We start from the raw sequence: 22834 nt of genomic DNA on the forward strand, positions 1-22834 counted from the left end.
CGAGCCCGCCCGGAGGAGGAGACGCGGCAAGACAACACAGCCTGGTCCGCCGTCGTACGCCGGTCAGGGCTGGGGGCGGACGAACGGGAAGGCGAGCGTGGGGCGGATCGACACCCCGGCGAGCAGCATCACCAACCGGTCGACGCCGAACCCGAGGCCGCCGGTCGGCGGCATCCCGAGCTCGAGCGCGGCGAGGAACGCCTCGTCGAGCTGCATCGCCTCCAGGTCGCCGGCGGCCGCGGCCATCGACTGCTCGGTGAGCCGCTGCCGCTGGTCGATCGGGTCGGTGAGCTCGGTGTACGCCGTCCCCAGCTCGGCGCCCCAGGCCACCAGGTCCCACTGCTCGGTCAGTCGCGGGTCCTCCCGGTGCCGCCGCGCCAGGGGCGAGACCTCGACCGGGAAGTCGGTGTAGAAGGTCGGGTAGGTCGTCTGCTTCTCGACCAGCGCCTCGTACAGCTCCATCACGAGGCGGCCCGCGCTGGTGCCGGGCGGCACGTCGACCCCGTGCTCCCGGCAGACCTCGGCGACGTCTCGCAGCGGCGTGCTCGAGGTGAGCCGCGCGCCCGTGGCTCGCGAGACGGCCTCGTGCAGCGGCACCACCGGCCACTCCCCCGTCAGGTCCACCTCGACGAGCTGGCCACCGGCACCGGGTCGCATCGCGACCGGGCGGCCGTTGACCGCGGTCGCCGCAGCGATCGTGGCGGAGCGCATCAGCTCCCGCATCGTCGTGTAGTCGCCGTAGGCGGCGTACGCCTCCAGCGAGGTGAACTCCGGGTTGTGCGTCGCGTCGGCGCCCTCGTTGCGGAAGTTCCGGTTGAGCTCGAAGATCCGCGGCATCCCGCCGACGGCCAGCCGCTTGAGATAGAGCTCGGGCGCGATGCGCAGGAACAGCTCGGTGTCGTAGGCGTTGATGTGCGTCGTGAACGGTCGTGCCGCGGCGCCGCCGTGGACGGCCTGCAGCATCGGCGTCTCGACCTCGAGGAAGCCGCGCTCGGCGAAGATCTCGCGCAGCGCGCGCACGGCGGCCGAGCGTCGGCGCAGCAGGTCCACGGCGTCGGGGTTGGTGATCAGGTCCAACGACCGGTTGCGGACGCGCACGTCGTCACTGAGCCGGGCGCGCAGCGGCGGCACCGGGTGCAGGCACTTCGCGGCCATCGCCCATCGGTGCAGCACGACCGACAGCTCCCCGGTGCGCGAGGCCCCGACCTCGCCGGTGACGCTCACCAGGTCGCCGAGATCGACCCCGCTCACCCACGTCTCGCGCGCGGGCGCCGGGGTCTCGTCGCGGCTGGTCAGCACCTGCAGCAGCGCGCCCTCCTCCTCCAGCACGGCGAACGTCACGCCGCCGAGGTCGCGCCACGCCCGCACCCGCCCGGTCACCGACACGGTGCGCCCGGTCCGGGCGCCGGGCGCCAGCCCGCCGCAGGCCGCGCGCACGTCGGCGAGCGAGCGGTCCCGCTCGACCGACGGTGGGTACGCCGGCAGCCCCTTCCCCTCGAGGGCGTCGGCCTTGGCGCGGCGCACCCGCTGCTGCTCGCCCACGCGAGGGGCCGGCGCCGCGACGTGCAGCAGCTCCTCCTCCTGGGCGCGGACCCGCTCGACGAAGCCGGCCTCGGGCCGCGGCGGCTGGTGGTCGTCGACGCGCGGGCCGGTGAGGAACCGGGGACCGACCACAGGCAGGAAGCCTTCGGCCACGCCCATGGCGATGCCGGCCCGGGCCACGGTGAGCGCCGGGTCGTAGCACAGCAGCCGCGGCACCCACTGCGGGCGGTACTTGTCGTTGGACCGGTAGAGCGTCTCGAGCTGGTAGAACCGCGAGGCGAACGACAGGGCGGCGTCGGTGAGCCGGGTGACCGGCCCGGCGCCCACCTGGTCGGCGCCGGCGAACACGTTGCGGAAGACCGCGAAGTTGAGCGAGACCCGCCGCACGCCCAGGCCCGGCCCCTGCTCGGCCAGCCGCGACACGAGGAACTCGTTCAGGCCGTTCGGCGCCGTCCGGTCGCGGCGCATCAGGTCCAGCGACAGCCCGCGCGTGCCCCACGGCACGAAGCTGAGGAAGCCGCGCACCTGCCCCTGCGGGTCGTGCGCCGTGACGACGACGCACCGCCCGTCGGCCGGGTCGCCGACCCGGTTGAGCGCCATCGAGAAGCCGCGCTCGGTCTCCTCGCCGCGCCAGGCGTCGGCGAGGCGCTCGAGCTCGGCGAGCTCGGCCGGGTCGAGCTCGCTGTGCCGCCGCACCCGGGCGGTGTAGCCGGCTCGGGCCACCCGGGTCACCGCCTGGCGCACCGGCCGCATGTCGCGGCCGCTCAGCGAGAAGGAGTCCAGCTCGACGATCGCCTCGTCACCCAGCGCGAAGGGGCGCAGCCCGGCCGCGACGTACGCCCGCGCCCCCTCCTCGCTGCACGACAGCACCGCGGCGTGCCAGCCGTGCGCGCGGCACCGCTCCAGCCAGTCGCCGATCACCTCTGGCCAGCCGCTGCGCGCGCCCACGGGGTCCGCGCTCGCCACGCAGACGGTCCCCTCGACCCGGTAGGTCAGCGCGGCCCGGCCGTCGCTGGAGAACAGCACGCTCTTGTCTCGGCGGGTCGCGAAGTAGCCCAGCGAGTCGTGCTCCCCGTGCTCCAGCAGCAGCCGCCGCACGGCCAGCTCCTCGTCGGTGCTCTGATGAGTGCTGGCGCGGTTGCCCCGCAGCAGCACGAGCGTGGCCAGCACGAGCGCCGCCGCCGAGGCCAGCCCGGCCAGCCCGAAGATCCACTGATGGCCCATGCGTCCGTCGAACGTGGGGTCGACCGGGGACGTGGACTGCCCGAACGTCGCGCGCAGCGCCCACCGCGCCTCCTCCAGGAGTCCGTCGAGCGAACCTGGCATGAGCACGGTGAGCGCCAGGGTCAGCCCGAACGAGGCGAGCAGACCGGCGACCAGCACGACCAGGGCGGTGCGGCGCGATCCGTGAGCCAGGCGGGCCGGGAACTGGCGGAACGCTGCTGCCAAGAGCAGGAGCACGGCCAGGGTGACCGCGGCGCACCCGACGTTGAACAGCGGTCGCTCCCGCAGCCCCCACCAGAGCCCAGCGAACCGGCCGGTCCCGGCCGTGTCGGGCGCGGCGCCTCCCGACCAGGAGTCGACCGCCACCAGTACCTGGAAACCCAGGCTGAGCGACACCAGGACGACCACCACGACGTACGCCGCCCGCAGCCTCCGTCGGACGGCGCCGGCGAGCACGAGCAGCATGGCGATGACGAACAGGCTGGGCTCTGCCGGGAGCCCGAGGACTCCCAGCGCGTCGTTGACGGCCTCGACGGTCGCGCTGTGCCGCCAGGGCCACGACACCAGCGACCAGAGCGCGACCAGGGCGAACGCGTTGCCCAGCGTGCGCGCCACACGCTCCCGCCAGGTCATGCCGCGATTGTGGCAGGAAACGCAAGAAGGGGAGCCGCATGTGCGGCTCCCCTTCTCGGAAAGATTGTCCGGCGGTGTCCTACTCTCCCACACCCTACCGAGTGCAGTACCATCGGCGCTGAAGGGCTTAGCTTCCGGGTTCGGAATGTGACCGGGCGTTTCCCCATTCGCTATGACCGCCGTAACACTGTGAAACTATCAACCAACCAACGGGCCGGTGCTGTTTCAGAGTTGCATAGTGGACGCGAGTATCTTTGTGGTAACAAGTTATCGGCTTATTAGTACCGGTCAGCTCCACACATTACTGTGCTTCCACGTCCGGCCTATCAACCCAGTCGTCTAGCTGGGAGCCTCACCACCCAAAGGGTGTTGGAAACCTCATCTTGAAGCGTGCTTCCCGCTTAGATGCTTTCAGCGGTTATCACTTCCGAACGTAGCTAATCAGCGGTGCTCTTGGCAGAACAACTGACACACCAGAGGTTCGTCCATCCCGGTCCTCTCGTACTAGGGACAGGTCTTCTCAAGCTTCCTACGCGCACAGCGGATAGGGACCGAACTGTCTCACGACGTTCTAAACCCAGCTCGCGTACCGCTTTAATGGGCGAACAGCCCAACCCTTGGGACCAACTCCAGCCCCAGGATGCGACGAGCCGACATCGAGGTGCCAAACCATGCCGTCGATATGAGCTCTTGGGCAAGATCAGCCTGTTATCCCCGGGGTACCTTTTATCCGTTGAGCGACGGCGCTTCCACAAGCCACCGTCGGGTCACTAGTCCCGACTTTCGTCCCTGCTCGACATGTCTGTCTCGCAGTCAAGCTCCCTTGTGCACTTACACTCGACACCTGATTGCCAACCAGGCTGAGGGAACCTTTGGGCGCCTCCGTTACCTTTTAGGAGGCAACCGCCCCAGTTAAACTACCCACCAGGCACTGTCCCTGAACCAGATCATGGTCCGAAGTTAGGAGCCCAGAACGACCAGAGTGGTATTTCAACAACGACTCCCCACCCCGCTGGCGCGAGGGGATCAACATCTCCCACCTATCCTACACAAGCCGTACCGAACACCAATACCAAGCTATAGTAAAGGTCCCGGGGTCTTTCCGTCCTGCTGCGCGTAACGAGCATCTTTACTCGTAGTGCAATTTCGCCGAGTTCGTGGTTGAGACAGTGGAGAAGTCGTTACGCCATTCGTGCAGGTCGGAACTTACCCGACAAGGAATTTCGCTACCTTAGGATGGTTATAGTTACCACCGCCGTTTACTGGCGCTTAAGATCTCAGCTTCACACCCCGAAAGATGTTAACCGGTCCCCTTAACGTTCCAGCACCGGGCAGGCGTCAGTCCGTATACATCGAATTGCTTCTTCGCACGGACCTGTGTTTTTAGTAAACAGTCGCTTCTCCCTGGTCTCTGCGGCCCTCGCCCCTAACCCGAAAGGGTTTCAAGGCTCAGGCCCCCTTCTCCCGAAGTTACGGGGGCATTTTGCCGAATTCCTTAACCACGATTCACTCGATCGCCTTGGTATTCTCTACCCAACCACCTGAGTCGGTTTGGGGTACGGGCGGCTCGAACCTCGCTAGAAGTTTTTCTCGGCAGCATAGGATCACCCTACTTCCCACTAACGTGGTCACTATCAAGTCTCAGCCTTCAAGGCACCCGGATTTACCAGTAGTGCCGGCCTACACTCTTAGACGGGGACAACCATCGCCCCGCGGAGGCTACCTTCCTGCGTCACTCCATCGCTTACCTACTACAAGATCGGGTCCCACGCGCCCCCGACACCCCTACCCCCGAAAGGGCAGTAAGCGCGGGTTAGGGTGGTTAGCATCACCTGATTCGATATGGGCGGTCCTTCGCCGGTTCCGGAATATCAACCGGATGTCCATCGACTACGCCTGTCGGCCTCGCCTTAGGTCCCGACTTACCCAGGGCAGATTAGCTTGACCCTGGAACCCTTGGTTATTCGGCGCACGGGTTTCTCACCCGTGATTCGCTACTCATGCCTGCATTCTCACTCGTGTAGCGTCCACACCTGGATCACTCCGATGCTTCACCCGCCACACGACGCTCCCCTACCCAACCACACCCCTGAACAACCAAAAGATTGCTAGAGTAATGTGTGACTGCCACAGCTTCGGTGATGTGCTTGAGCCCCGCTACATTGTCGGCGCGGAATCACTTGACCAGTGAGCTATTACGCACTCTTTAAAGGGTGGCTGCTTCTAAGCCAACCTCCTGGTTGTCACAGCAACTCCACATCCTTTCCCACTTAGCACACGCTTAGGGACCTTAGCTGGTGATCTGGGCTGTTTCCCTCTCGACTACGAAGCTTATCCCCCGCAGTCTCACTGCCACGCTTCACTTACCGGCATTCGGAGTTTGGCTGACGTCAGTAACCTGGTGAGGCCCATCAGCCATCCAGTAGCTCTACCTCCGGCAAGAAACACGCAACGCTGCACCTAAATGCATTTCGGGGAGAACCAGCTATCACGGAGTTTGATTGGCCTTTCACCCCTACCCACAGCTCATCCCCTCAGTTTTCAACCTAAGTGGGTTCGGTCCTCCACGCCGTCTTACCGGCGCTTCAACCTGGCCATGGGTAGATCACTCCGCTTCGGGTCTAGACCCAGCGACTCAACCGCCCTATTCGGACTCGCTTTCGCTACGGCTACCCCACACGGGTTAACCTCGCCACTGAGCACTAACTCGCAGGCTCATTCTTCAAAAGGCACGCCATCACCCACACAAAGTGCAGGCCCTGACGGATTGTAAGCACATGGTTTCAGGTACTATTTCACTCCCCTCCCGGGGTACTTTTCACCTTTCCCTCACGGTACTAGTCCGCTATCGGTCACCAGGGAATATTTAGGCTTGACAGGTGGTCCTGCCAGATTCACACGGGATTCCTCGAGCCCCGTGCTACTCGGGGTAACACGCCAACGAAGTCACGCACATTTCAGCTACGGGGGTACCACCCTCTACGCCACGCCATTCAAGACGCTTCGCCTATGCACGCGATTTATCACTCCGCGCCGACCTGTCAGAGCCAGCACGACGCACCCCAAACAACCCCCGCTCCGCAACCCCTGACAGGTATCACACGAAACAGGTTTAGCCTCATCCGCTTTCGCTCGCCACTACTCACGGAATCACATATTGTTTTCTCTTCCTGTGGGTACTGAGATGTTTCACTTCCCCACGTTCCCTCCACACACCCTATATATTCAGATGCGGGTAACACCTCATAACAGGTGCTGGGTTTCCCCATTCGGACACCCTCGGATCACAGTCCGGTTATCGACTCCCCGAGGCTTATCGCAGATTCCTACGTCCTTCATCGGTTCCTGGTGCCAAGGCATCCACCATGCGCCCTTAAAAACTTGGCCACAAAGATGCTCGCGTCCACTATACAATTCTCAAACAACACACGAACACCAACCACCAACACACCCAGTGCGCCAGCCAGCTGGTCCCGTCCACGAGAAAACCCCCACCCCACAAGGAACCCCGCCACGAACTGACGGACTCCCTCAGGGCGGGTCCTGTTCCCTCAGGACCCAACAACGTGTCGACACCCCCACGCACTCCACAACCCGGTCACCAGCCCTCCACACCACCACCCCCACCCAACCAAGAAGGCTAAGCAGGAAGCGTGGTCGTACTAGCCGGCCCTGACCAGACCGAAGCGCCACGAGGCACCATGATCGATGTTCCACCCATGAGCACACCCCCAGCACACACACGGCACTGAAGAGGCTTAACAGCTCCTTAGAAAGGAGGTGATCCAGCCGCACCTTCCGGTACGGCTACCTTGTTACGACTTAGTCCCAATCGCCAGTCCCACCTTCGACCACTCCCCCAGGAAAACCTGGTTAGGCCATGGGCTTCGGGTGTTACCAACTTTCGTGACTTGACGGGCGGTGTGTACAAGGCCCGGGAACGTATTCACCGCAGCGTTGCTGATCTGCGATTACTAGCGACTCCAACTTCATAGGGTCGAGTTGCAGACCCCAATCCGAACTGAGACCAGCTTTAAGGGATTCGCTCCACCTCACGGTCTCGCAACCCTCTGTACCGGCCATTGTAGCATGCGTGAAGCCCAAGACATAAGGGGCATGATGATTTGACGTCATCCCCACCTTCCTCCGAGTTGACCCCGGCAGTCTCCCATGAGTCCCCACCATCACGTGCTGGCAACATGGAACGAGGGTTGCGCTCGTTGCGGGACTTAACCCAACATCTCACGACACGAGCTGACGACAACCATGCACCACCTGTGCACCAGCCACAAAGGGAAACCACATCTCTGCAGTCGTCCGGTGCATGTCAAGCCTTGGTAAGGTTCTTCGCGTTGCATCGAATTAATCCGCATGCTCCGCCGCTTGTGCGGGCCCCCGTCAATTCCTTTGAGTTTTAGCCTTGCGGCCGTACTCCCCAGGCGGGGCGCTTAATGCGTTAGCTGCGGCACGGAACCCGTGGAATGGATCCCACACCTAGCGCCCAACGTTTACGGCATGGACTACCAGGGTATCTAATCCTGTTCGCTCCCCATGCTTTCGCTTCTCAGCGTCAGTAATGGCCCAGAGACCTGCCTTCGCCATCGGTGTTCCTCCTGATATCTGCGCATTTCACCGCTACACCAGGAATTCCAGTCTCCCCTACCACACTCTAGTCTGCCCGTACCCACTGCAGACCCGGAGTTAAGCCCCGGGCTTTCACAGCAGACGCGACAAACCGCCTACAAGCTCTTTACGCCCAATAATTCCGGACAACGCTCGCACCCTACGTATTACCGCGGCTGCTGGCACGTAGTCAGCCGGTGCTTCTTCTCCACCTACCGTCACCCCGAAGGGCTTCGTCAATGGCGAAAGGAGTTTACAACCCGAAGGCCGTCATCCCCCACGCGGCGTCGCTGCATCAGGCTTGCGCCCATTGTGCAATATTCCCCACTGCTGCCTCCCGTAGGAGTCTGGGCCGTGTCTCAGTCCCAGTGTGGCCGGTCGCCCTCTCAGGCCGGCTACCCGTCACCGCCTTGGTAGGCCACTACCCCACCAACAAGCTGATAGGCCGCGAGCCCATCCTTCACCGAAAAAATCTTTCCACAACACACCATGCAGTGCGCCGTCATATCCAGTATTAGACCCAGTTTCCCAGGCTTATCCCAGAGTGAAGGGCAGGTTACTCACGTGTTACTCACCCGTTCGCCACTAATCCACCCGAGCAAGCTCGGGCATCATCGTTCGACTTGCATGTGTTAAGCACGCCGCCAGCGTTCGTCCTGAGCCAGGATCAAACTCTCCGTAGAAAATCAAAACCTGGCCGAAATTGAACAGAGTTCAAAATCAACCAAACAAACATTTGGCATCAATCACTCGACACGCTGTTGAGTTCTCAAGAAACAAGCACGCACCTCAGCGACAGATGCATTCGCACCGATCGTGTGGGGTGACCCATCTCGTTGGTTCCGACTCGGCTCTTGGGCGTCAAGCCGGCCCTGTGAGGTCCGAACTCTCGCGCACTTGGCTCCGAGCGGAGTGCCATCGTAGCAGAACCTTGTCGGCTTCGCTACCCGGCTTGCCTGCCCTGTCGGGCTGACGTCGAGAACATTAGGACACCGGGAGCGCGGCCTGCAAATCGAGAACGCCTCCGGAGCGTGAGACCTGCGTCACAAGGCCCAATCCCGTTGCAGCACAACAGGATTGGGCCTTGGGCGAGGCCGGCCGACGTCAGTCGACCAGGAAGTTGAGCAGGTCGGACCGGGTCAGCACCCCGCTGGGCTTGCCGTCGCTCACCACGAGGATCGCGTCGTGGTCCTCCAGCAGCTCGCGGGCCTGGCTCACCGGCTCCCCCGCGCCGAGCATCGGCGGCGGCGGGGCCATGTGCTTCTCGACCGGGTCGGCGAGGTGGGCCTCCCCTGCGTAGAGCGACTCCAGCAGCGCCTTGTCGGTGACCGACCCCGCGACCTCTCCGGCCATGACCGGAGGCTCGGCCTTGACGACAGGCATGGCCGAGACGTCGTACTCGCGCATGATCTGGATGGCGTCGCGCACGGTCTCCACCGGGTGGGTGTGCACCAGGTCCGGCATCGAGCCGTCCTTGCCCTCGAGGATCTGCCCGACGGTCTGCTCGGTGCTGCCCTTGCGGAAGCCGTACGACGCGAGCCAGCCGTCGTCGAAGATCTTGGACATGTAGCCGCGCCCTGAGTCGGGCAGCAGCACGACGACCACGGCGTCGGCGGGCAGCGTGCGCGCGTGCCGCAGGGCCGCGACGACGGCCATGCCGCAGGAGCCGCCCACGAGCATCCCCTCCTCGCGGGCCAGCCGTCGGGTCATCTCGAAGGAGTCGGCGTCGCTGACGGCGATGACCTCGTCGACGACCTTGGGGTCGTAGGCCTCGGGCCACATGTCCTCACCGACCCCCTCCACGAGGTAGGGCCGGCCGGTTCCGCCGGAGTAGACCGAGCCCTCGGGGTCGGCGCCGATGATCTGCACCCGGCCGCCCTCACGCTCGGCCGACACCTCGCGGAGGTACCGGCCGGTGCCGGTGATGGTGCCGCCGGTGCCGATGCCGGTCACGAACGAGGTGATCCGGCCCGCCGTGTCGCGCCAGATCTCCGGGCCCGTCGTGTCGTAGTGGCTGGCCGGGCCGTTCTGGTTGGAGTACTGGTCGGGCTTCCAGCCGCCCTCGGTCTCGGCCGCGATGCGGTCGGAGACGGAGTAGTAGCTGTCCGGGTGGTCCGGCGGGACCGACGTCGGGGTGACGACCACCTCGGCGCCGTACGCCCGCAGCACGTTGCGCTTGTCCTCGCTCACCTTGTCGGGGCACACGAAGATGCACTTGTAGCCCTTCTTCTGCGCGACCAGCGCGAGCCCGACCCCGGTGTTGCCGGAGGTCGGCTCGACGATGGTCCCGCCGGGCTTCAGCTCGCCGGAGGCCTCCGCGGCCTCGACCATGCGCAGGGCGATGCGGTCCTTCACGGAGCCGCCGGGGTTGAGGTACTCCACCTTCGCGAGCACCGTGCAGTCGATTCCGTCGGTGACCGAGCTCAGCCGGACCAGCGGGGTGTTTCCCACGAGGTCGGCGATGTGCTCGGCGTAGGTCATGCCGTCGTCAGCCATGTGCTCATCGTGACACCTGCTCCGGCGGGCCATTCCGGCGATGCCGGGGCCGGCACGTTTTGCCCCGGTGAGACGCTGGAACAGGCAGAAGGCACGAGGACCGGAGGGGGTCGCATGGGTCGAGCACGGCGAGCGCGCAGGATCGCGGCGGCGGCGGCGTACGGCGGTGGGGGCGCGGGAGCGGTGGGGCTGGCGACGTACGGCCTGCTCGCCGCCGAGGCGAAGATCGCGCGGCGCGTGGTGGGGACGCCGTTCGAGACCGCCCCCGACGACTCGGGCCGCTACGGGCACGGGTTCGGCGACCAGATCGACCTGGTCGTGCTCGGTGACTCCAGCGCGCGCGGCCTCGGGGTGGACGAGCCAAGCCAGACCGTCGGCGCGATCGTCGCCGGCGCGGTCGCGGCGTTCAGCGGCCGGCCGGTCGAGCTGACCAACCTGGCCGTCGTGGGCGCCCAGTCGGCCGACCTCGACGGGCAGGTCGACCAGCTGTGGGAGCGCGTGGAGTACCCCGATGTCGCGATCATCATGGTCGGCGTCAACGACGTGACCCACCGCATCGACCGCAGCGTCGCCGTGCGCCACCTCGCGATGGCGGTGAACCGGCTGCGCGAGCGCGGCACCGAGGTCGTCGTCGGCACCTGCCCCGACCTCGGCGTGATCCGGCCGGTGCCGCAGCCGCTGCGGCTCATCGCGCAGCGCTGGTCGCGCGACCTGGCCGCCGCGCAGACCGTGGCCGTGGTCGAGCAGGGCGGGCGCACCGTGTCGCTCGGCGACCTGCTGGGGCCGGAGTTCCTGGAGAGCCCGACCGTGATGTTCAGCAAGGACCAGTTCCACCCCTCGCCGGCGGGGTACGCCCGCGCGGCCTCCGCGCTGCTGCCGAGCGTGCTCGACGCGCTGGGTCAGACCACCGTCGACACCGGCCGGGCACCCGACCAGCGCCGCGGCGAGGGCGTCGGCCCGGTCGCGGTCGCGGCGGTGCGCGCCGTGGCCGACCCGGGCACCGAGGTCGTCGGCACCGACGAGGTCGGGCTGCGCGGCCGGCTGGCGGTGCTGCTGCGACGCCACCGCGAGCCGCTGCCGGACACCTCCGACGGCGACGGGCGCGCCGGCCCCGCGGACGACTCCGCCGACCCGACGCCCGCGTCGGACGGGCAGGAGGAGCCGGCCGCGGACGTACAGAACAGGACCGGGCAACCCCACTAAGCGAGCGCTTAGCACGGGTTATGCTCGGATCACGCCGGTCTCTCGACCGCTCCGCCGACCTGGAGGACTCATGCCAGAAGCCGTCATCGTCTCCGTCGCCCGCACGCCGATCGGTCGTGCGTTCAAGGGCAGCCTGAAGGACATCCGCCCCGACGACCTCACGGTGCAGGCGGTGCAGGCCGCCCTCGCGAAGGTGCCCGACCTGGACCCGACGCTGATCGAGGACCTCTACCTCGGCTGCGCCGAGCCGTGGGGCGAGCAGGGCAACAACATGGCCCGCGTGGTCGCGACGCTCGCCGGCTACGACCACCTGCCCGGGGCGACCGTCAACCGGTTCTGCTCCTCCTCGGTGCAGACGACCCGGATGGCCGCGCACGCGATCAAGGCCGGCGAGGCCGACATCCTGCTGTCGGCCGGTGTCGAGTGCGTCTCGCGCTACCCCGACCTCAGCGGCGCCGGCCAGTCCAAGGCCGAGTGGCACAACCCCCAGTTCGCCGAGGCCGAGGCGCGCACCGCCGAGACCGCGCGCACCAACGCGACCTGGACCGACCCGCGGGAGCAGGGCCAGCTGCCCGACATCTACATCGCGATGGGTCAGACCGCCGAGAACGTCGCGACCTCGCGCGGCATCTCCCGCGAGCGGCAGGACGAGTGGGGCGTCAGCTCCCAGAACCGCGCCGAGAAGGCCATCTCCGAGGGCTTCTTCGAGCGCGAGATCTCGCCGGTCACGCTGCCCGACGGCACCGTGGTCAGCACCGACGACGGCCCGCGGGCGGGCGTGACGCTGGAGAAGGTCTCCCAGCTGCAGCCGGTGTTCCGCGAGCAGGGCACGGTCACCGCCGGCAACTGCTGCCCGCTCAACGACGGCGCCGCCGCGATGATCGTCATGAGCGACACCAAGGCCAAGGAGCTCGGCCTCACCCCGCTCGCCCGTGTGGTCTCGACCGGCGTCTCAGCGCTGTCGCCCGAGATCATGGGCCTCGGCCCGGTCGAGGCGTCCAAGCAGGCGCTGGCCCGCGCCGGCATGACGGTCGCCGACATGGACCTGTACGAGATCAACGAGGCGTTCGCGGTGCAGGTGCTGGCCTCGGCCGACGACCTGAAGCTCGACCACGACAAGCTCAACAAGCACGGCGGCGCGATCGCGCTGGGCCACCCGTTCGGCATGACCGGCGCGCGGATCACCGCGACGCTGCTCAACGGTCTGCAGACCGTCGACGGGACCTTCGGCCTGGAGACGATGTGCGTCGGCGGCGGTCAGGGCATGGCGATCATCTACGAGCGGCTCAGCTGACGCGCGTACCTCAAGATTGATCGAGGCGGACCGGCATGCCGGTCCGCCTCGATCATTCTTGCGGTTCTCGCGGTCTCAGCCCGGCGGCCGGGCGAGGGTCGCGCGCAGCTGCCGCAGGCGTACGGGCAGGTCGGGGGCCAGCCCCGCCGCGCAGGCGTCGTAGCTGGTGACGACGAGCTGGTCGTACGCCGTCGCCGGACCGAGGTCGGGCAGCGGCACCACCGCGCGGTGCTCGGTCGCGGCGACCTCGTCGGCGAGGTCCTGGGCCAGCCCGCGCATGGCCGGGGCAAGCGAAAGCGCGTGGCCGAGCGGCAGCTGCTGCCACCGCTCGGCCACGCGCCGCAGCTCCGCGGCCACCGCGTCGGGGACGGGTGAGCCTGGAGCCATCGGTCAGTCGCTCTGGATGCGCGCCAGGAGGCGCAGGATCTCCAGGTAGAGCCAGACCAGGCTGACGATCAGGCCGTGGGCCATCAGCCAGGAGGTCTTCTCCGGGACGCCCATGCGCACGCCCTGGTCGATCGTGTCGAAGTCGATCGCGAGCGAGTAGGACGCGAGGCCGACCGCGAAGACCGAGATCGCGATGCCGAGGGCGCCCGAGCCGCCGATGCCGAACGGGGTGTTCGTGTACATCGCGTAGCCGAGGTTGATCAGCGCGAAGATGAAGTAGCCCAGGATCGCCATGCCGAAGATGCGGCGGCTCTTGGCCGTCACCTTGATGAAGCCGGCCTTCCAGCCGACGAACATCGCGGCGAACACGCACAGCGTCGCGAGCACCGCCTGGCCGACGATGCCACCACCGAAGATGTCGCTGTACGTCATGCTGATCGCGCCGACGAACAGGCCCTCGAAGACGGCGTAGGCCACGATCAGCGGGACCGAGATCGTCTTCTTGAACGCGATGGCGATGCCGAGGCCGAGGGTGGCGACCAGGCCGACACCCCAGATGGCCATGCCCATCTCGGGCATCTCGCGGACGGCGAACCAGCCGACCGCGGCGAAGACCAGCACGACCCCGAACAGGCCGAGCGACTTCATCATCACGTCGTCGAGCGTCATCCGGCCGGTCTGCTGCGGCCCGGCCGGAGTCTGGTTGTACATCTGCTCCAGCTGCTGGGGGCTCATGGCGTCCTGGCCGGCGCCCCAGGCGCCGCCCATGCCACCGGGGCCCTGCTGCTGACCGGGGAACCCGGGCTGGCCCTGCTGCGGCTGGCCGTAGGGCTGCTGGCCGTAACCCTGCTGGCCGTAACCCTGCTGGCCGGGCTGGGCGTACGGCTGCTGGCCGTAACCCTGCTGGGGCTGGGCATAACCCTGCTGGCCGAAGCCGGCGTACTGCCCCTGCTCCATCTGCTTCTCGATCCGGCCGAAGACCGGGTTGCTTGCCATGGCTCCTCCAGGCGTCATGGTGATGCGTGCTGCTGCACGCGACTTCTCACAGTGTAGAAGTGCCGGGGCGCGCAAAAGGTTCCCGTCGCAGGGGCGCGGCGGGCCGGGCCGCCCGGTCGGGCGGCTGAGCGGGCGTCCGGTGGCGGGTGCGGGGTCAGCGCAGGACGCGGTCGAGCAGCCCGGCGGCGCCGCGCTGCTGCTCCCCCAGGTAGGCGTCGAGCACGAGCAGCGCGCCGGTGGCGGCGGGCACGACCCAGCGCAGCACGGCCAGCCGCTGGTGCAGCTGCTGCTCGTCCTGGCCGGCCGCGCCGGCCTTGCCCTCGCGCAGGTCGCCGAGCTTGCGGCCCTGGTCCCAGGCCGCCCCGGTGGCGGCGAGCGCGACACCGGTGAGCGCGGTCTTGGCGACGACCGCGCCGCGGGTCGGGGCGTGCAGCGTCGTGCGACGGCGGTTGTCGGCGACGATCGCGAGCCCGCTCAGCAGGTGCAGCGCGATGGCGCCGCCCTGCACCGGTCCCCAGCGCTCCCAGCCGGTGCCCGCGACCCGCGCGGTGTCCTGGCGGCTGCCCGCCTCGTGCGAGGCGGCGTTGAGGCTCACGGCTCCCATCAGCGAGCCACCGAACCAGGCGGCGTTGGTGAGCAGGTGCGTGGCGCGTACGGCCGTGCTGAGTGCAGTCATGCCCGTCACGCTAGGAAGGTGCTGGCTGCCCGGGCACACCCCTGGGTGCTCCCTACGGCGGCGTCGGTCCGCCGCGCAGGCGCCGGATCGGAACTGATCGGCGCAGACGGACGGGGTTCGTCCGTGTCGGCTGGCATGCTCGCGCCCATGACGACTCAGATTGTGCTGGTGCCCGGTTTCTGGCTCGGTGCGTGGGCCTGGAACGACGTGACGAACGGACTGCGCGAGCGGGGCTACGACGTGGCGCCGCTCACCCTGCCCGGCCTCGAGCCCGACCGCGACGACCGGTCGCAGGTGACGGTCGAGGAGCAGGCCGAGGCGATCGTGGCGGCGCTCGACCGCAGCAAGGACCGGCGGGTGCTCGTCGTGCACAGCGGCGCGGCGGTGCCCGGGACGGTCGTGCTCGACCGGGAGCCCGAGCTCGTCGACCAGGTGATCTACGTCGACACCGCGCCCGTGCGCGACGGCTACGCCATGAACGCCGACCTCGAGGGCGACGTGCTCGAGCTGAGCGAGGTGTGGGACGAGGAGAAGGAGGGCGGCGCGATGCGCGACCTCACCGACGAGCAGCTGGCGGAGTTTCGCGCCAAGGCGGTGCCGCAGCCGGGCCGGACGGTCAAGGAGCCGGTGAGCCTCGGCAACGACGCACGGCACGGGGTCCCGGCCACGCTCATCGCGACGAGCTACTCGAGCGAGGACTACCGCAAGTACGCCGCCGAGGGCGCCGGCTTCCTCGCGGCGCTGCCGGACTACCCCGACCTGAAGTTCGTCGACCTGCCGACCGGCCACTGGCCGATGTGGTCCAAGCCCGACCAGCTGGTCGAGACGATCGCCGAGATCGCCGGCTGACGTACGGCCCGCCGGAGGGCGGTTCGTCGTACGGTGTCAGCAACGACGTTCGTTCGGGGGTGAGCGAGCATGACGCAGACGATCGAGGCGCCGCAGCGGCAGCCGGAGTCGCCGGTGCAGCGCGGGCGGGCCTGGCTGCTGCGCAAGGAGACGCTGGGGTATCTGGTCCTGGCGCTGTTCACGGTGTTCCTGGTGGCGGGTTCGTTCGTGGGGCCGCGCGAGGAGTCCGACCTGCCACCGGCGGAGTACCGCGGCGGTTACGTGCTCACCGACCGAGAGCCGACGCCGCTGCACCGCTCGGCATGGGCCGTCGACCGGCGCGCGAGCGAGCTCCAGCCGTCGGCGACCGGCACCGTGCTGGTGTGGGCCGACGCCCAGGGCGACTACACCCTGAGCTGGACGCGGCTGCGGGCGCAGGACCCGGAGCTGGCCGCGCTGCGCGCACAGCCCCAGGCCACCGCCGAGGGTGACCCGCGCGACCTGATGCGACGGGTGGCGCAGATCGGGTTCGTCCTCGCCGGTGTCACCGCGCTCACGATCCTGTTCGGCCCGCGGCCTCGCGTCGGCACCCGGTGGTTCTGGATCTTCCAGCTGCTCGTGCCGCTCGGCATCGGCGCCGCGTGGTTCGCCTGGACCGAGTTGGTGCGCACGCCCCACGAGCGACGGCCGCGCCGGCGCAGCGGCCTCGACGGCTTCTTCACGATGGTCGGGCTGACCATCGTGATCACGGCCGGCCTGTGGTTCGTCGCAGGATTCTGAGCAGGTTCGACCGGGGGCACGTGTGACGCAGACGATCGAGGCACCACAGCGGCCCGGGCGACGGCTCGGGTGGCGCACCCTGGCGCTGCGCAAGGAGGCCCTCGGCGTGCTGCTGCTGGGGCTGGTCGCCGTCTTCGTCCTGTGGGGCGCCTGGGTGGGACCGCGACCGGACAGTCCGCCGCCGGAGAGCATGCCCAGCGAGGGCTACGTGCTCTCGCTCAACGCAGCCGACGGTCTGTCCAGCGTGCGGCCGTGGTCGACGGGCGAGCTCATCGACCGGCTGCGGCCGGCACCCGAGGGCAACGTGCTGGTCTGGACCGAGGCCGGCCGCGTGCGGTGGGCCACGCTCTCGCCGTCCGACCCGATGCTGAAGGAGTACCGCGCGCGCCCGGTGTCGAGCACCGGTCTGCAGCCGGCCGAGGCGCTGCACCGGCCGATGGTCGTCGGCGTCTTGATGTCACTGCTCTCGCTGTGGGCGGTCGTGGCCGGACCGCGGCCTCGCTACGGCACGCGCTGGTTCTGGTTCTGGCTGCTGCCGGCGTCGCTCGGCCTCGGCATCGCGTGGTACGCCGTCGCCGAGCTGATCCGCACGCCCGACGATCGACGGCCCCGCCGACGCTCCGGGCTCGACGGGTTCGTCACCGGACTCGTGATCTCGGCCGGAGTCGGGGCGATGCTGTGGCTGCTCCAGGGGTTGTGAGCCTCCGGGTGGCCTGACGGGGTCAGTCGGGGCGGCGGGTGAGCAGCCAGACGGTGAGGCCGACGGCGAGCGCGCTGATCACGAACGCGCCCGGGACGTGCAGGTCGAGGGTGGCGCGGCTGCCGTAGGACGCCTGCAGGAACGACAGCCCGAACAGCGCGGCCGCGACGATCGGGCCCGCCCAGGAGACGCGCCGCTGGGCGGCGAGCACCCCGAGCGCCAGGGTCAGCAGACCCGACGTGACGTGCAGCAGGACGGCACCGGTGCCGTGCAGCCCCTCGGCGCGCCCGTCCTGCACCAGGGCACCGGCCGTCCCGAAGATCAGGACCACTGTCGCCGCGGTGAGGACCGCCAGCAGCTGCGCCACCCGCAGCACGGGTGCGGCGGCGGGGCGGGTGCGGTCGATGGTCTGGTGGTTCAGGCTCATGGGTCGGACACCTCCAGTAGTTGCCCGGTCAACCCGTGAGCGCGGTGCGGAGTTCCGCGACGTCCTGCATTTCGTACGACAACGCACGATCTGAGAGAGCGCGCCCCGGAATCCCGGGCCGGCTCACCGCATTTCGTACGACAACGCACGATCTGAGGGCGCGGCGCGGCGGGTGCCCTCGACGGGAGTCGAACCCGCACCGTGAGCGATTTTAAGTCGCCTGCCTCTGCCAGTTGGGCCACGAGGGCAGCGTCAGGGTACGACGGAGCGGGTCTCGATACGCCGCTCGCGCCTCGCGGCTACTCGACCGGCTTGCGGGTGGGGACCGACAGGGCGATGCCGTCGAGGATGTCGCTCTCGCTGGTGACCGCCTCGGTGATGCCGGAGCGCTGGGCGACGCGGTCGACGATGCGCTGCCAGATCAGCGCGCCGGCCCCGATCACGTCGACGCGGCCGGGGTGCATGAACCCCAGGGCCGCGCGCTCGGCGTGGCCCGCCTGCAGCAGCTCGGTCGTGGCGCGCAGCACCCGCTCGACGGGGACGCGCGCGTGGTGGATGCGCCCGGAGTCGTAGCGCTCGAGGTCGAGGGCGTGGGCGGTGACCGTGGTGATCGAGCCGGCCAGGCCGACGAGCGTGCGCACCCCGCTGAGGTCGACCGTGCGCTCGGCAAGGTCGAGCGCCGCGTCCACCTCGGCGCTGGCCACCCGGATCTCCTCCGGCGTGGGCGGGTCGGAGCGCAGGTAGCGCTCGGTCAGGCGGACCGATCCCATGTCGAGCGAGATCGCCTGCTCGACCGTGTCGGACCCGCGCACCAGCTCGGTGGAGCCACCGCCGAGATCGACTACCAGATAAGGAGATTCGGCACCGGACGCCGCGAGACCGATCGTCGCACCGGCGAAGCTCAGCGCGGCCTCCTCGTCGCCGCTGACCACCTCGGGCGCGACGTCCAGGTCGCCGAAGGCGGCCACCACGCCCTGCACGAACTCCCCGCGTTCGAGGCGTCGCGGGAGGCCGACGTCGCCACGAACCGCGCTGCGGTGACGCCGTGCTCGCGGGCGAGCCCGGCGTACTCACGACTGCGCGCCAGCGTGCGCTCCATCGCCTCGGGGGCGATGCGGCCGGACACGTCGACGCCCTGGCCGAGCCGGACGATCTCGGTGCGCCGCAGCACCTCCTGCAGCCGGTCGCCGTCGTGGTCGGCGATGAGCAGGCGGATCGAGTTGGTGCCGCAGTCGATGGCGGCGACGCGCGTCATGGAGCTCCTTCGGGGGCAGGGGTGAGCCCGACGCTCGCGATCCTCGTACGGTGAGGGGCGCGAGACAAGCCGGACCGCCGGCGACCGTCCGCGTCAGACCACAGCCGACCCACAGCCGACCAGGAGTGCACCGATGATCCTCATCACCGTGAAGTTCCCCATCCGCGAGGACAAGCTGGACGAGTGGCGCGAGCTGTCCGCGGACTACGCCCGCAACGTCACCCAGGAGCCGGGCAACGAGTTCTTCGAGTTCTCCCAGAGCGTCACCGAGCCCAACACGTTCGTGTGCATCGAGGGCTTCCGCGACAGCGCGGCCGGCGAGGAGCACATGGCCACCGAGCACGTGAAGACCTTTATGGAGAAGATGCCCGACATCGTCTCCGCGCAGCCGCAGATCATCTACGTCGACGCCGAGGAGGTCGACGGTTTCGGGCCGATGGGCGAGATCCAGCCGCGATGACCGTCGCGACCGAGCACCGGCCGACGGTTGTCTCCGGCGACGCTGACTTCGGCCGCTTCCGCGACGTGCGGTGGAGCAGGCCCGATGAGCTCCACTGAGTCACCTGGCGACGGCGCTCGCACCGCGCCCACAACCCTGGTGGTCGACGGAGCCAACGTCGTCGGCTCGCGGCCGGACGGGTGGTGGCGCGACCGGGCCGGCGCCGCCCGTCGACTGTTCGACCGGCTGGCTGACGCCGGCCTGCCGTACGACCGGGTCACCCTCGTGCTCGAGGGCGCGGCCAAGGCGGGCGTGCCGGCCGGTGACGACGGCGCCGTCGCCGTCGTGCACGCGCCGCGCAACGGTGACGACGAGATCGTCGGGCAGGCCCGATCGGCCGCCGCCGACGGTCCGGTTACCGTGGCGACGGCCGATCGTGAGCTGCGCGAGCGCGTACGTCAGGTTGGTGCCGAGATCCTTTCTCCTGGAAGGCTTCTCGAGCTCATCGGTGACTGATCGGTCGGCTCAGCCGACGCCGTACAGCAGCATCTGCTCGTCCGGCTTGCACGACACGTCGCCGCGCGGGCCGGGGCGCAGCAGGTAGTCGCCCAGCTGGCGCGTCGCGCACTGGCTCGTGCCGAGCACCCCGTGGCCCCAGGAGTCGACGTTGACGATGCCAGCGCCCGGCAGCAGCTCGCGGGTGCGCTGCGCCCCGGCCGATGGCAGCGCCGGGTCGTGGGTCGTCGTGAGCATCAGCGGCGGGTTGAGCATCTTCATCCCGGTCCACGGTCCGCGGTAGGCCGAGTCGGGCGAGCCCGGCCAGCCGACGCACACCGTGCCCGACCACGACCACGGGCCGCCGCCGGGGTAGGTGCGGTCGCGCTTGGCGGCCTTGGCCGCGACGAGCTGCGGGATGCGCGGAGCGGGCTGGTCGAGGCAGGAGACCGCGCGCCCGTCGACACCGAGGCTGGCGGCCCAGTCGTCGTAGTTCGCCCCCGGCCGGAACAGTCCAACACCGGTGAGCAGCCCGAGCACCTCCTGCTCCAGGCTGCCCCGGGTCGCCGGGTCCAGGTCCTCGGTGAGCAGCCGGTTGACCGCCTTCACCCACGAGGCCATCTGCGGGTACATCTGCGTCGAGTAGGAGCTGAACCCCACGACCATGCCGAGGTAGCCGCGGGTCATCTGCAGCCCGGGCAGCTGCAGCGGCCGCTTGTCCAGCAGCCGCCGGGTCTGGTCGTACGTCCTCAGCGCGTTCGGTGCGAGCGCGCACCGCTCCGGCCCGGCCTGGTCGCACACCCCCATCGAGCTGCGGATCGTCTCGCTCATCCCGACGTCCTGCCCCTGGCGCATCGGCGCCGTGAGGTGCTTGTCGTCGCGGGTGAGGGCTCGGGCGTCGACGACGCCGTCCATGACCGTGGCGCGCAGCCGGTTCGGGAACAGCGCGGCGTAGGTCTGACCCAGGAACGAGCCGTACGACATCCCCAGGTAGGAGATCGTCCGCTCCCCCAGCCCCGAGCGGATCAGGTCCATGTCGCGCGCGGTGTCGGCGGTGGACACCCGGTTCAGCAGCGCCCCGCCGTGCTGCGCGCAGCTGCGCCGGAACCACGCGTCATAGCTCAGCTGCTGCTTGATCTCGCTGCGGGTGCTCGGCACGGGCGAGCCGGGCGGCGACTGCTCCGGCTCCCCTCGGCCGGGGAGCAGTCGACCCGGGTGGAGGAGCCGGTGCCGCGCGGGTCGAACGTGACCAGGTCGAACCGGTCGCGCACCTCCTGCGGCAGCAGCGACGCGATGCCCGGGATCTGGGCGACCGCAGGTGCACCGGGGCCGCCCGGGTTGATGAACAGCGACCCGATGCGCTGGTCGGGGTCACCCGCCGGGATGCGCGCGGCCTGCAGCCGGACGGTGCCGGCGTCGGGTCGGGCGTGGTCGAGCGGCACGGTGATGGTCGAGCACTGCTGACCGGGTGCCACCTCGCCCTCGCAGGCGGACCAGGAGATCTGCGCCGGGGCGCTCGCCCCGGTGGTGTCGGCCAGAGCCGGAGCTGCTGCGGCGGCCGTTCCGACCGACGCGAGCAGGGCCACGATGCTGCGGATGAGGTGCGGCGACATGATCCGCACGCTCCTCCCGTACGACCGCCCGCGCTCACGTCGTGACCTGCCCGTGACGGAACCGAGGCCTGTGCGTGACCTGTGCGGGAGCGCTGAGGGGGTCTCGATACGGCCCGCTCGTCCCTCGCGGGCCTACTCGACCGGCTTGGGGGCCTGCTCGTCCCTCGCGGGCCTACTCGACCAGCTTGGGGGCCTGCTCGACCGGCATGGGCTGGCAGCAGCCATTGGACCACCACTGCGGCAGGGCGGCGAGCGCCTCGTCGCCGAGCGGGTTGACGCCCGGGCCGACCGCCAGCGAGTGGGCGACCAGCACGTGCAGGCACTTCACCCGGGTCGGCATGCCGCCGGCGCTGACGCCCTCGATCTCAGGAACCTCGCCGAGCTCGCCGCGCCGGCGCAGGTAGTCCTCGTGCGCGGCGGCGTAGGCCGCCGCCAGCTCCGGGTCGTGCCGCAGCCGCTCGGTCATCTCGCGCATCATCCCCTGCGCCTCCAGGGTGCTGATCGCGCCGGTCAGCCGGGGACACGTGGCGTAGAACGACGTCGGGAACGGGGTGCCGTCAGGCAGTCGCGGCAGCGTGCGCACCACCGTCGGGCAGCCGCACGGGCAGCGCGCGGCGATCTCGACGATGCCGCGGGGCAGCCGGCCCAGCTGCTGCTGGACGGCGGCGATGTCGGCTGGGTCGATGCCGGGTGCGTGGCCCGGGTCGGGGGTCTGGGGTCGCGCGCTCACTTGGTCTTGCTGCCCACCGTGGGCTCCTCGCCCGCCGAGACGACCGACCCCCACAGCTGGCCGTACCACGGGCGGTTCTGCCCAGCCTTGTCGTTGCGCACGCCGGTGACCTCGTCGACCTGCTGCTTGCGACCCTTGTCGTCGATCACGATGTACGCCCGCTCGCCCGGCTTGGCGAAGCCCAGCCGCTCCCGCGCCTGCTGCGCGACGTAGTTGGGGTCGTTCCACCGATTGCGTTCGCGCTGAAGGTTGTTCACGGTCTGCTGCTGCCCGGTGACCTGCTCGTTGAGCGCGTCGATCTGCGAGCGCTGCTGGAGGTAGCCGCGCAGCGTCGGGATCAGCAGCACCGCCAGGAACACCATGAGCAGCCCCAGCGTGACCATCCGGCGCATCGACGTCGGGCGGCGCCGCTTCGGCAGCTGCCGGCCGCCCCCGCCGACGCCGGCCGGACCGCGGGACGCGAGGTCCCGCGGCCCCCGACGACGACGTACGT

Annotated in this window: 17 protein-coding genes, 1 tRNA gene, 3 rRNA genes and 1 pseudogene; 7 read left to right on the forward strand and 15 right to left on the reverse strand. The window is 68.8% G+C overall.

The annotated features are described in order from the left end of the window. Window positions 1-63 precede the first annotated feature (63 nt). From lysX to QUE40_RS13810, 5 genes are all read right to left on the reverse strand, one after another. Window positions 64-3399 (reverse strand): bifunctional lysylphosphatidylglycerol synthetase/lysine--tRNA ligase LysX, encoded by a 3336-nt coding sequence (gene lysX, locus QUE40_RS13790; protein ID WP_289231329.1) that lies wholly within the window; start codon window positions 3397-3399, stop codon window positions 64-66. A 66-nt stretch (window positions 3400-3465) separates the two neighbouring features. Next, a 5S ribosomal RNA gene (gene rrf / locus QUE40_RS13795) occupies window positions 3466-3583 on the reverse strand. Between the two features lie 74 nt (window positions 3584-3657). After that, window positions 3658-6786: ribosomal RNA gene (locus QUE40_RS13800) — 23S ribosomal RNA — on the reverse strand. Window positions 6787-7172: 386 nt separating this feature from the next. Continuing rightward, window positions 7173-8705: ribosomal RNA gene (locus QUE40_RS13805) — 16S ribosomal RNA — on the reverse strand. Together the 16S, 23S and 5S rRNA genes form the textbook arrangement of a ribosomal RNA operon. A 421-nt stretch (window positions 8706-9126) precedes the next feature. Continuing rightward, on the reverse strand, window positions 9127-10503 hold the full coding sequence (locus QUE40_RS13810; RefSeq protein ID WP_289233091.1) for a cystathionine beta-synthase: 1377 nt from the start codon (window positions 10501-10503) through the stop codon (window positions 9127-9129). Window positions 10504-10632: 129 nt separating this feature from the next. Between QUE40_RS13810 and QUE40_RS13815 the strand changes: the two genes are divergently transcribed. Continuing rightward, window positions 10633-11721, forward strand: coding sequence for an SGNH/GDSL hydrolase family protein (locus QUE40_RS13815; protein ID WP_289231330.1), 1089 nt, complete (start codon window positions 10633-10635; stop codon window positions 11719-11721). Window positions 11722-11791: 70 nt separating this feature from the next. Then, window positions 11792-13015: an acetyl-CoA C-acetyltransferase gene (locus QUE40_RS13820; RefSeq protein ID WP_289231331.1), complete on the forward strand. Its 1224-nt coding sequence runs from the start codon at window positions 11792-11794 to the stop codon at window positions 13013-13015. A gap of 75 nt (window positions 13016-13090) precedes the next feature. On the opposite strand, the gene QUE40_RS13825 is transcribed toward QUE40_RS13820, so the two are convergent. The 3 genes from QUE40_RS13825 to QUE40_RS13835 form a co-directional block, all read right to left on the reverse strand. Beyond that, window positions 13091-13402: a hypothetical protein gene (locus tag QUE40_RS13825; RefSeq protein ID WP_289231332.1), complete on the reverse strand. Its 312-nt coding sequence runs from the start codon at window positions 13400-13402 to the stop codon at window positions 13091-13093. 3 nt (window positions 13403-13405) lie between these two features. Further along, complete coding sequence (locus tag QUE40_RS13830) at window positions 13406-14398, reverse strand: Bax inhibitor-1/YccA family protein (protein WP_289231333.1); 993 nt, start codon at window positions 14396-14398, stop codon at window positions 13406-13408. Window positions 14399-14552: 154 nt separating this feature from the next. Further along, the gene (locus tag QUE40_RS13835) at window positions 14553-15074 is read right to left on the reverse strand and encodes a hypothetical protein (protein WP_142006326.1); all 522 of its coding nucleotides are present in this window, start codon (window positions 15072-15074) and stop codon (window positions 14553-14555) included. Between the two features lie 147 nt (window positions 15075-15221). On the opposite strand from QUE40_RS13835, the gene QUE40_RS13840 reads away from it, so the two are divergent. From QUE40_RS13840 to QUE40_RS13850, 3 genes are all read left to right on the forward strand, one after another. After that, window positions 15222-15923 (forward strand): alpha/beta fold hydrolase, encoded by a 702-nt coding sequence (locus QUE40_RS13840; protein WP_289231334.1) that lies wholly within the window; start codon window positions 15222-15224, stop codon window positions 15921-15923. Between the two features lie 69 nt (window positions 15924-15992). Further along, window positions 15993-16682 carry a hypothetical protein gene (locus QUE40_RS13845; RefSeq protein WP_289231335.1) on the forward strand — a complete coding sequence of 230 codons (690 nt, stop codon included), beginning with the start codon at window positions 15993-15995 and terminating at the stop codon, window positions 16680-16682. 22 nt (window positions 16683-16704) lie between these two features. Then, the gene (locus tag QUE40_RS13850) at window positions 16705-17382 is read left to right on the forward strand and encodes a hypothetical protein (RefSeq protein ID WP_289231336.1); all 678 of its coding nucleotides are present in this window, start codon (window positions 16705-16707) and stop codon (window positions 17380-17382) included. 22 nt (window positions 17383-17404) lie between these two features. Here the strand turns inward: QUE40_RS13850 and QUE40_RS13855 are convergent, their stop codons facing one another. From QUE40_RS13855 to QUE40_RS13865, 3 genes and pseudogenes are all read right to left on the reverse strand, one after another. After that, entirely contained in the window at window positions 17405-17809 is a 405-nt protein-coding gene (locus QUE40_RS13855) for a hypothetical protein (RefSeq protein ID WP_211344589.1), read from the reverse strand. Between the two features lie 173 nt (window positions 17810-17982). Beyond that, window positions 17983-18057: transfer RNA gene (locus QUE40_RS13860), tRNA-Leu, on the reverse strand. 51 nt (window positions 18058-18108) lie between these two features. Continuing rightward, window positions 18109-19064: pseudogene (locus QUE40_RS13865) on the reverse strand (Ppx/GppA phosphatase family protein). Window positions 19065-19197: 133 nt separating this feature from the next. Between QUE40_RS13865 and QUE40_RS13870 the strand changes: the two are divergent. After that, window positions 19198-19524, forward strand: coding sequence for a putative quinol monooxygenase (locus tag QUE40_RS13870; protein WP_142006389.1), 327 nt, complete (start codon window positions 19198-19200; stop codon window positions 19522-19524). An 84-nt stretch (window positions 19525-19608) separates the two neighbouring features. Next, window positions 19609-20019, forward strand: coding sequence for a PIN domain-containing protein (locus tag QUE40_RS13875; RefSeq protein ID WP_289231337.1), 411 nt, complete (start codon window positions 19609-19611; stop codon window positions 20017-20019). Between the two features lie 9 nt (window positions 20020-20028). Here QUE40_RS13875 and QUE40_RS13880 read toward each other — a convergent pair whose 3' ends face one another. The 4 genes from QUE40_RS13880 to QUE40_RS13895 all read right to left on the reverse strand — a co-directional run bounded on the left by QUE40_RS13880 (window position 20029) and on the right by QUE40_RS13895 (window position 22724). Beyond that, window positions 20029-21156, reverse strand: a complete 1128-nt coding sequence (locus QUE40_RS13880) for an alpha/beta fold hydrolase (RefSeq protein WP_289231338.1) — start codon at window positions 21154-21156, stop codon at window positions 20029-20031. Beyond that, window positions 21120-21611, reverse strand: a complete 492-nt coding sequence (locus QUE40_RS13885; protein ID WP_289231339.1) for an alpha/beta fold hydrolase — start codon at window positions 21609-21611, stop codon at window positions 21120-21122. Before QUE40_RS13885 ends, QUE40_RS13880 begins: the two co-directional genes overlap by 37 nt. A 172-nt stretch (window positions 21612-21783) precedes the next feature. Beyond that, window positions 21784-22341 (reverse strand): DUF501 domain-containing protein, encoded by a 558-nt coding sequence (locus QUE40_RS13890; protein ID WP_289231340.1) that lies wholly within the window; start codon window positions 22339-22341, stop codon window positions 21784-21786. Continuing rightward, window positions 22338-22724 carry an FtsB family cell division protein gene (locus QUE40_RS13895; RefSeq protein ID WP_289231341.1) on the reverse strand — a complete coding sequence of 129 codons (387 nt, stop codon included), beginning with the start codon at window positions 22722-22724 and terminating at the stop codon, window positions 22338-22340. The genes QUE40_RS13890 and QUE40_RS13895 overlap by 4 nt, the downstream gene beginning before the upstream one ends. Between the last annotated feature and the right edge of the window lie 110 nt (window positions 22725-22834).

Origin of the sequence: Barrientosiimonas endolithica, from assembly GCF_030296655.1 — a bacterium.
In the GTDB taxonomy this organism is placed as follows: Bacteria; Actinomycetota; Actinomycetes; order Actinomycetales; family Dermatophilaceae; genus Barrientosiimonas; species Barrientosiimonas humi.

Excerpts from the sequence above, each read along its gene's own strand:
- QUE40_RS13855 (WP_211344589.1), bottom strand. The coding sequence starts at position 17,809 with ATGAGCCTGAACCACCAGACCATCGACCGCACCCGCCCCGCCGCCGCA.
- QUE40_RS13835 (WP_142006326.1), bottom strand. The coding sequence starts at position 15,074 with ATGACTGCACTCAGCACGGCCGTACGCGCCACGCACCTGCTCACCAAC.
- QUE40_RS13830 (WP_289231333.1), bottom strand. The coding sequence starts at position 14,398 with ATGGCAAGCAACCCGGTCTTCGGCCGGATCGAGAAGCAGATGGAGCAG.
- QUE40_RS13895 (WP_289231341.1), bottom strand. The coding sequence starts at position 22,724 with ATGGTCACGCTGGGGCTGCTCATGGTGTTCCTGGCGGTGCTGCTGATC.
- QUE40_RS13825 (WP_289231332.1), bottom strand. The coding sequence starts at position 13,402 with ATGGCTCCAGGCTCACCCGTCCCCGACGCGGTGGCCGCGGAGCTGCGG.
- QUE40_RS13885 (WP_289231339.1), bottom strand. The coding sequence starts at position 21,611 with ATGTCGCCGCACCTCATCCGCAGCATCGTGGCCCTGCTCGCGTCGGTC.
- QUE40_RS13820 (WP_289231331.1), top strand. The coding sequence starts at position 11,792 with ATGCCAGAAGCCGTCATCGTCTCCGTCGCCCGCACGCCGATCGGTCGT.
- QUE40_RS13875 (WP_289231337.1), top strand. The coding sequence starts at position 19,609 with ATGAGCTCCACTGAGTCACCTGGCGACGGCGCTCGCACCGCGCCCACA.
- QUE40_RS13810 (WP_289233091.1), bottom strand. The coding sequence starts at position 10,503 with ATGACCTACGCCGAGCACATCGCCGACCTCGTGGGAAACACCCCGCTG.
- QUE40_RS13840 (WP_289231334.1), top strand. The coding sequence starts at position 15,222 with ATGACGACTCAGATTGTGCTGGTGCCCGGTTTCTGGCTCGGTGCGTGG.
- lysX (WP_289231329.1), bottom strand. The coding sequence starts at position 3,399 with ATGACCTGGCGGGAGCGTGTGGCGCGCACGCTGGGCAACGCGTTCGCC.
- QUE40_RS13815 (WP_289231330.1), top strand. The coding sequence starts at position 10,633 with ATGGGTCGAGCACGGCGAGCGCGCAGGATCGCGGCGGCGGCGGCGTAC.
- QUE40_RS13870 (WP_142006389.1), top strand. The coding sequence starts at position 19,198 with ATGATCCTCATCACCGTGAAGTTCCCCATCCGCGAGGACAAGCTGGAC.
- QUE40_RS13845 (WP_289231335.1), top strand. The coding sequence starts at position 15,993 with ATGACGCAGACGATCGAGGCGCCGCAGCGGCAGCCGGAGTCGCCGGTG.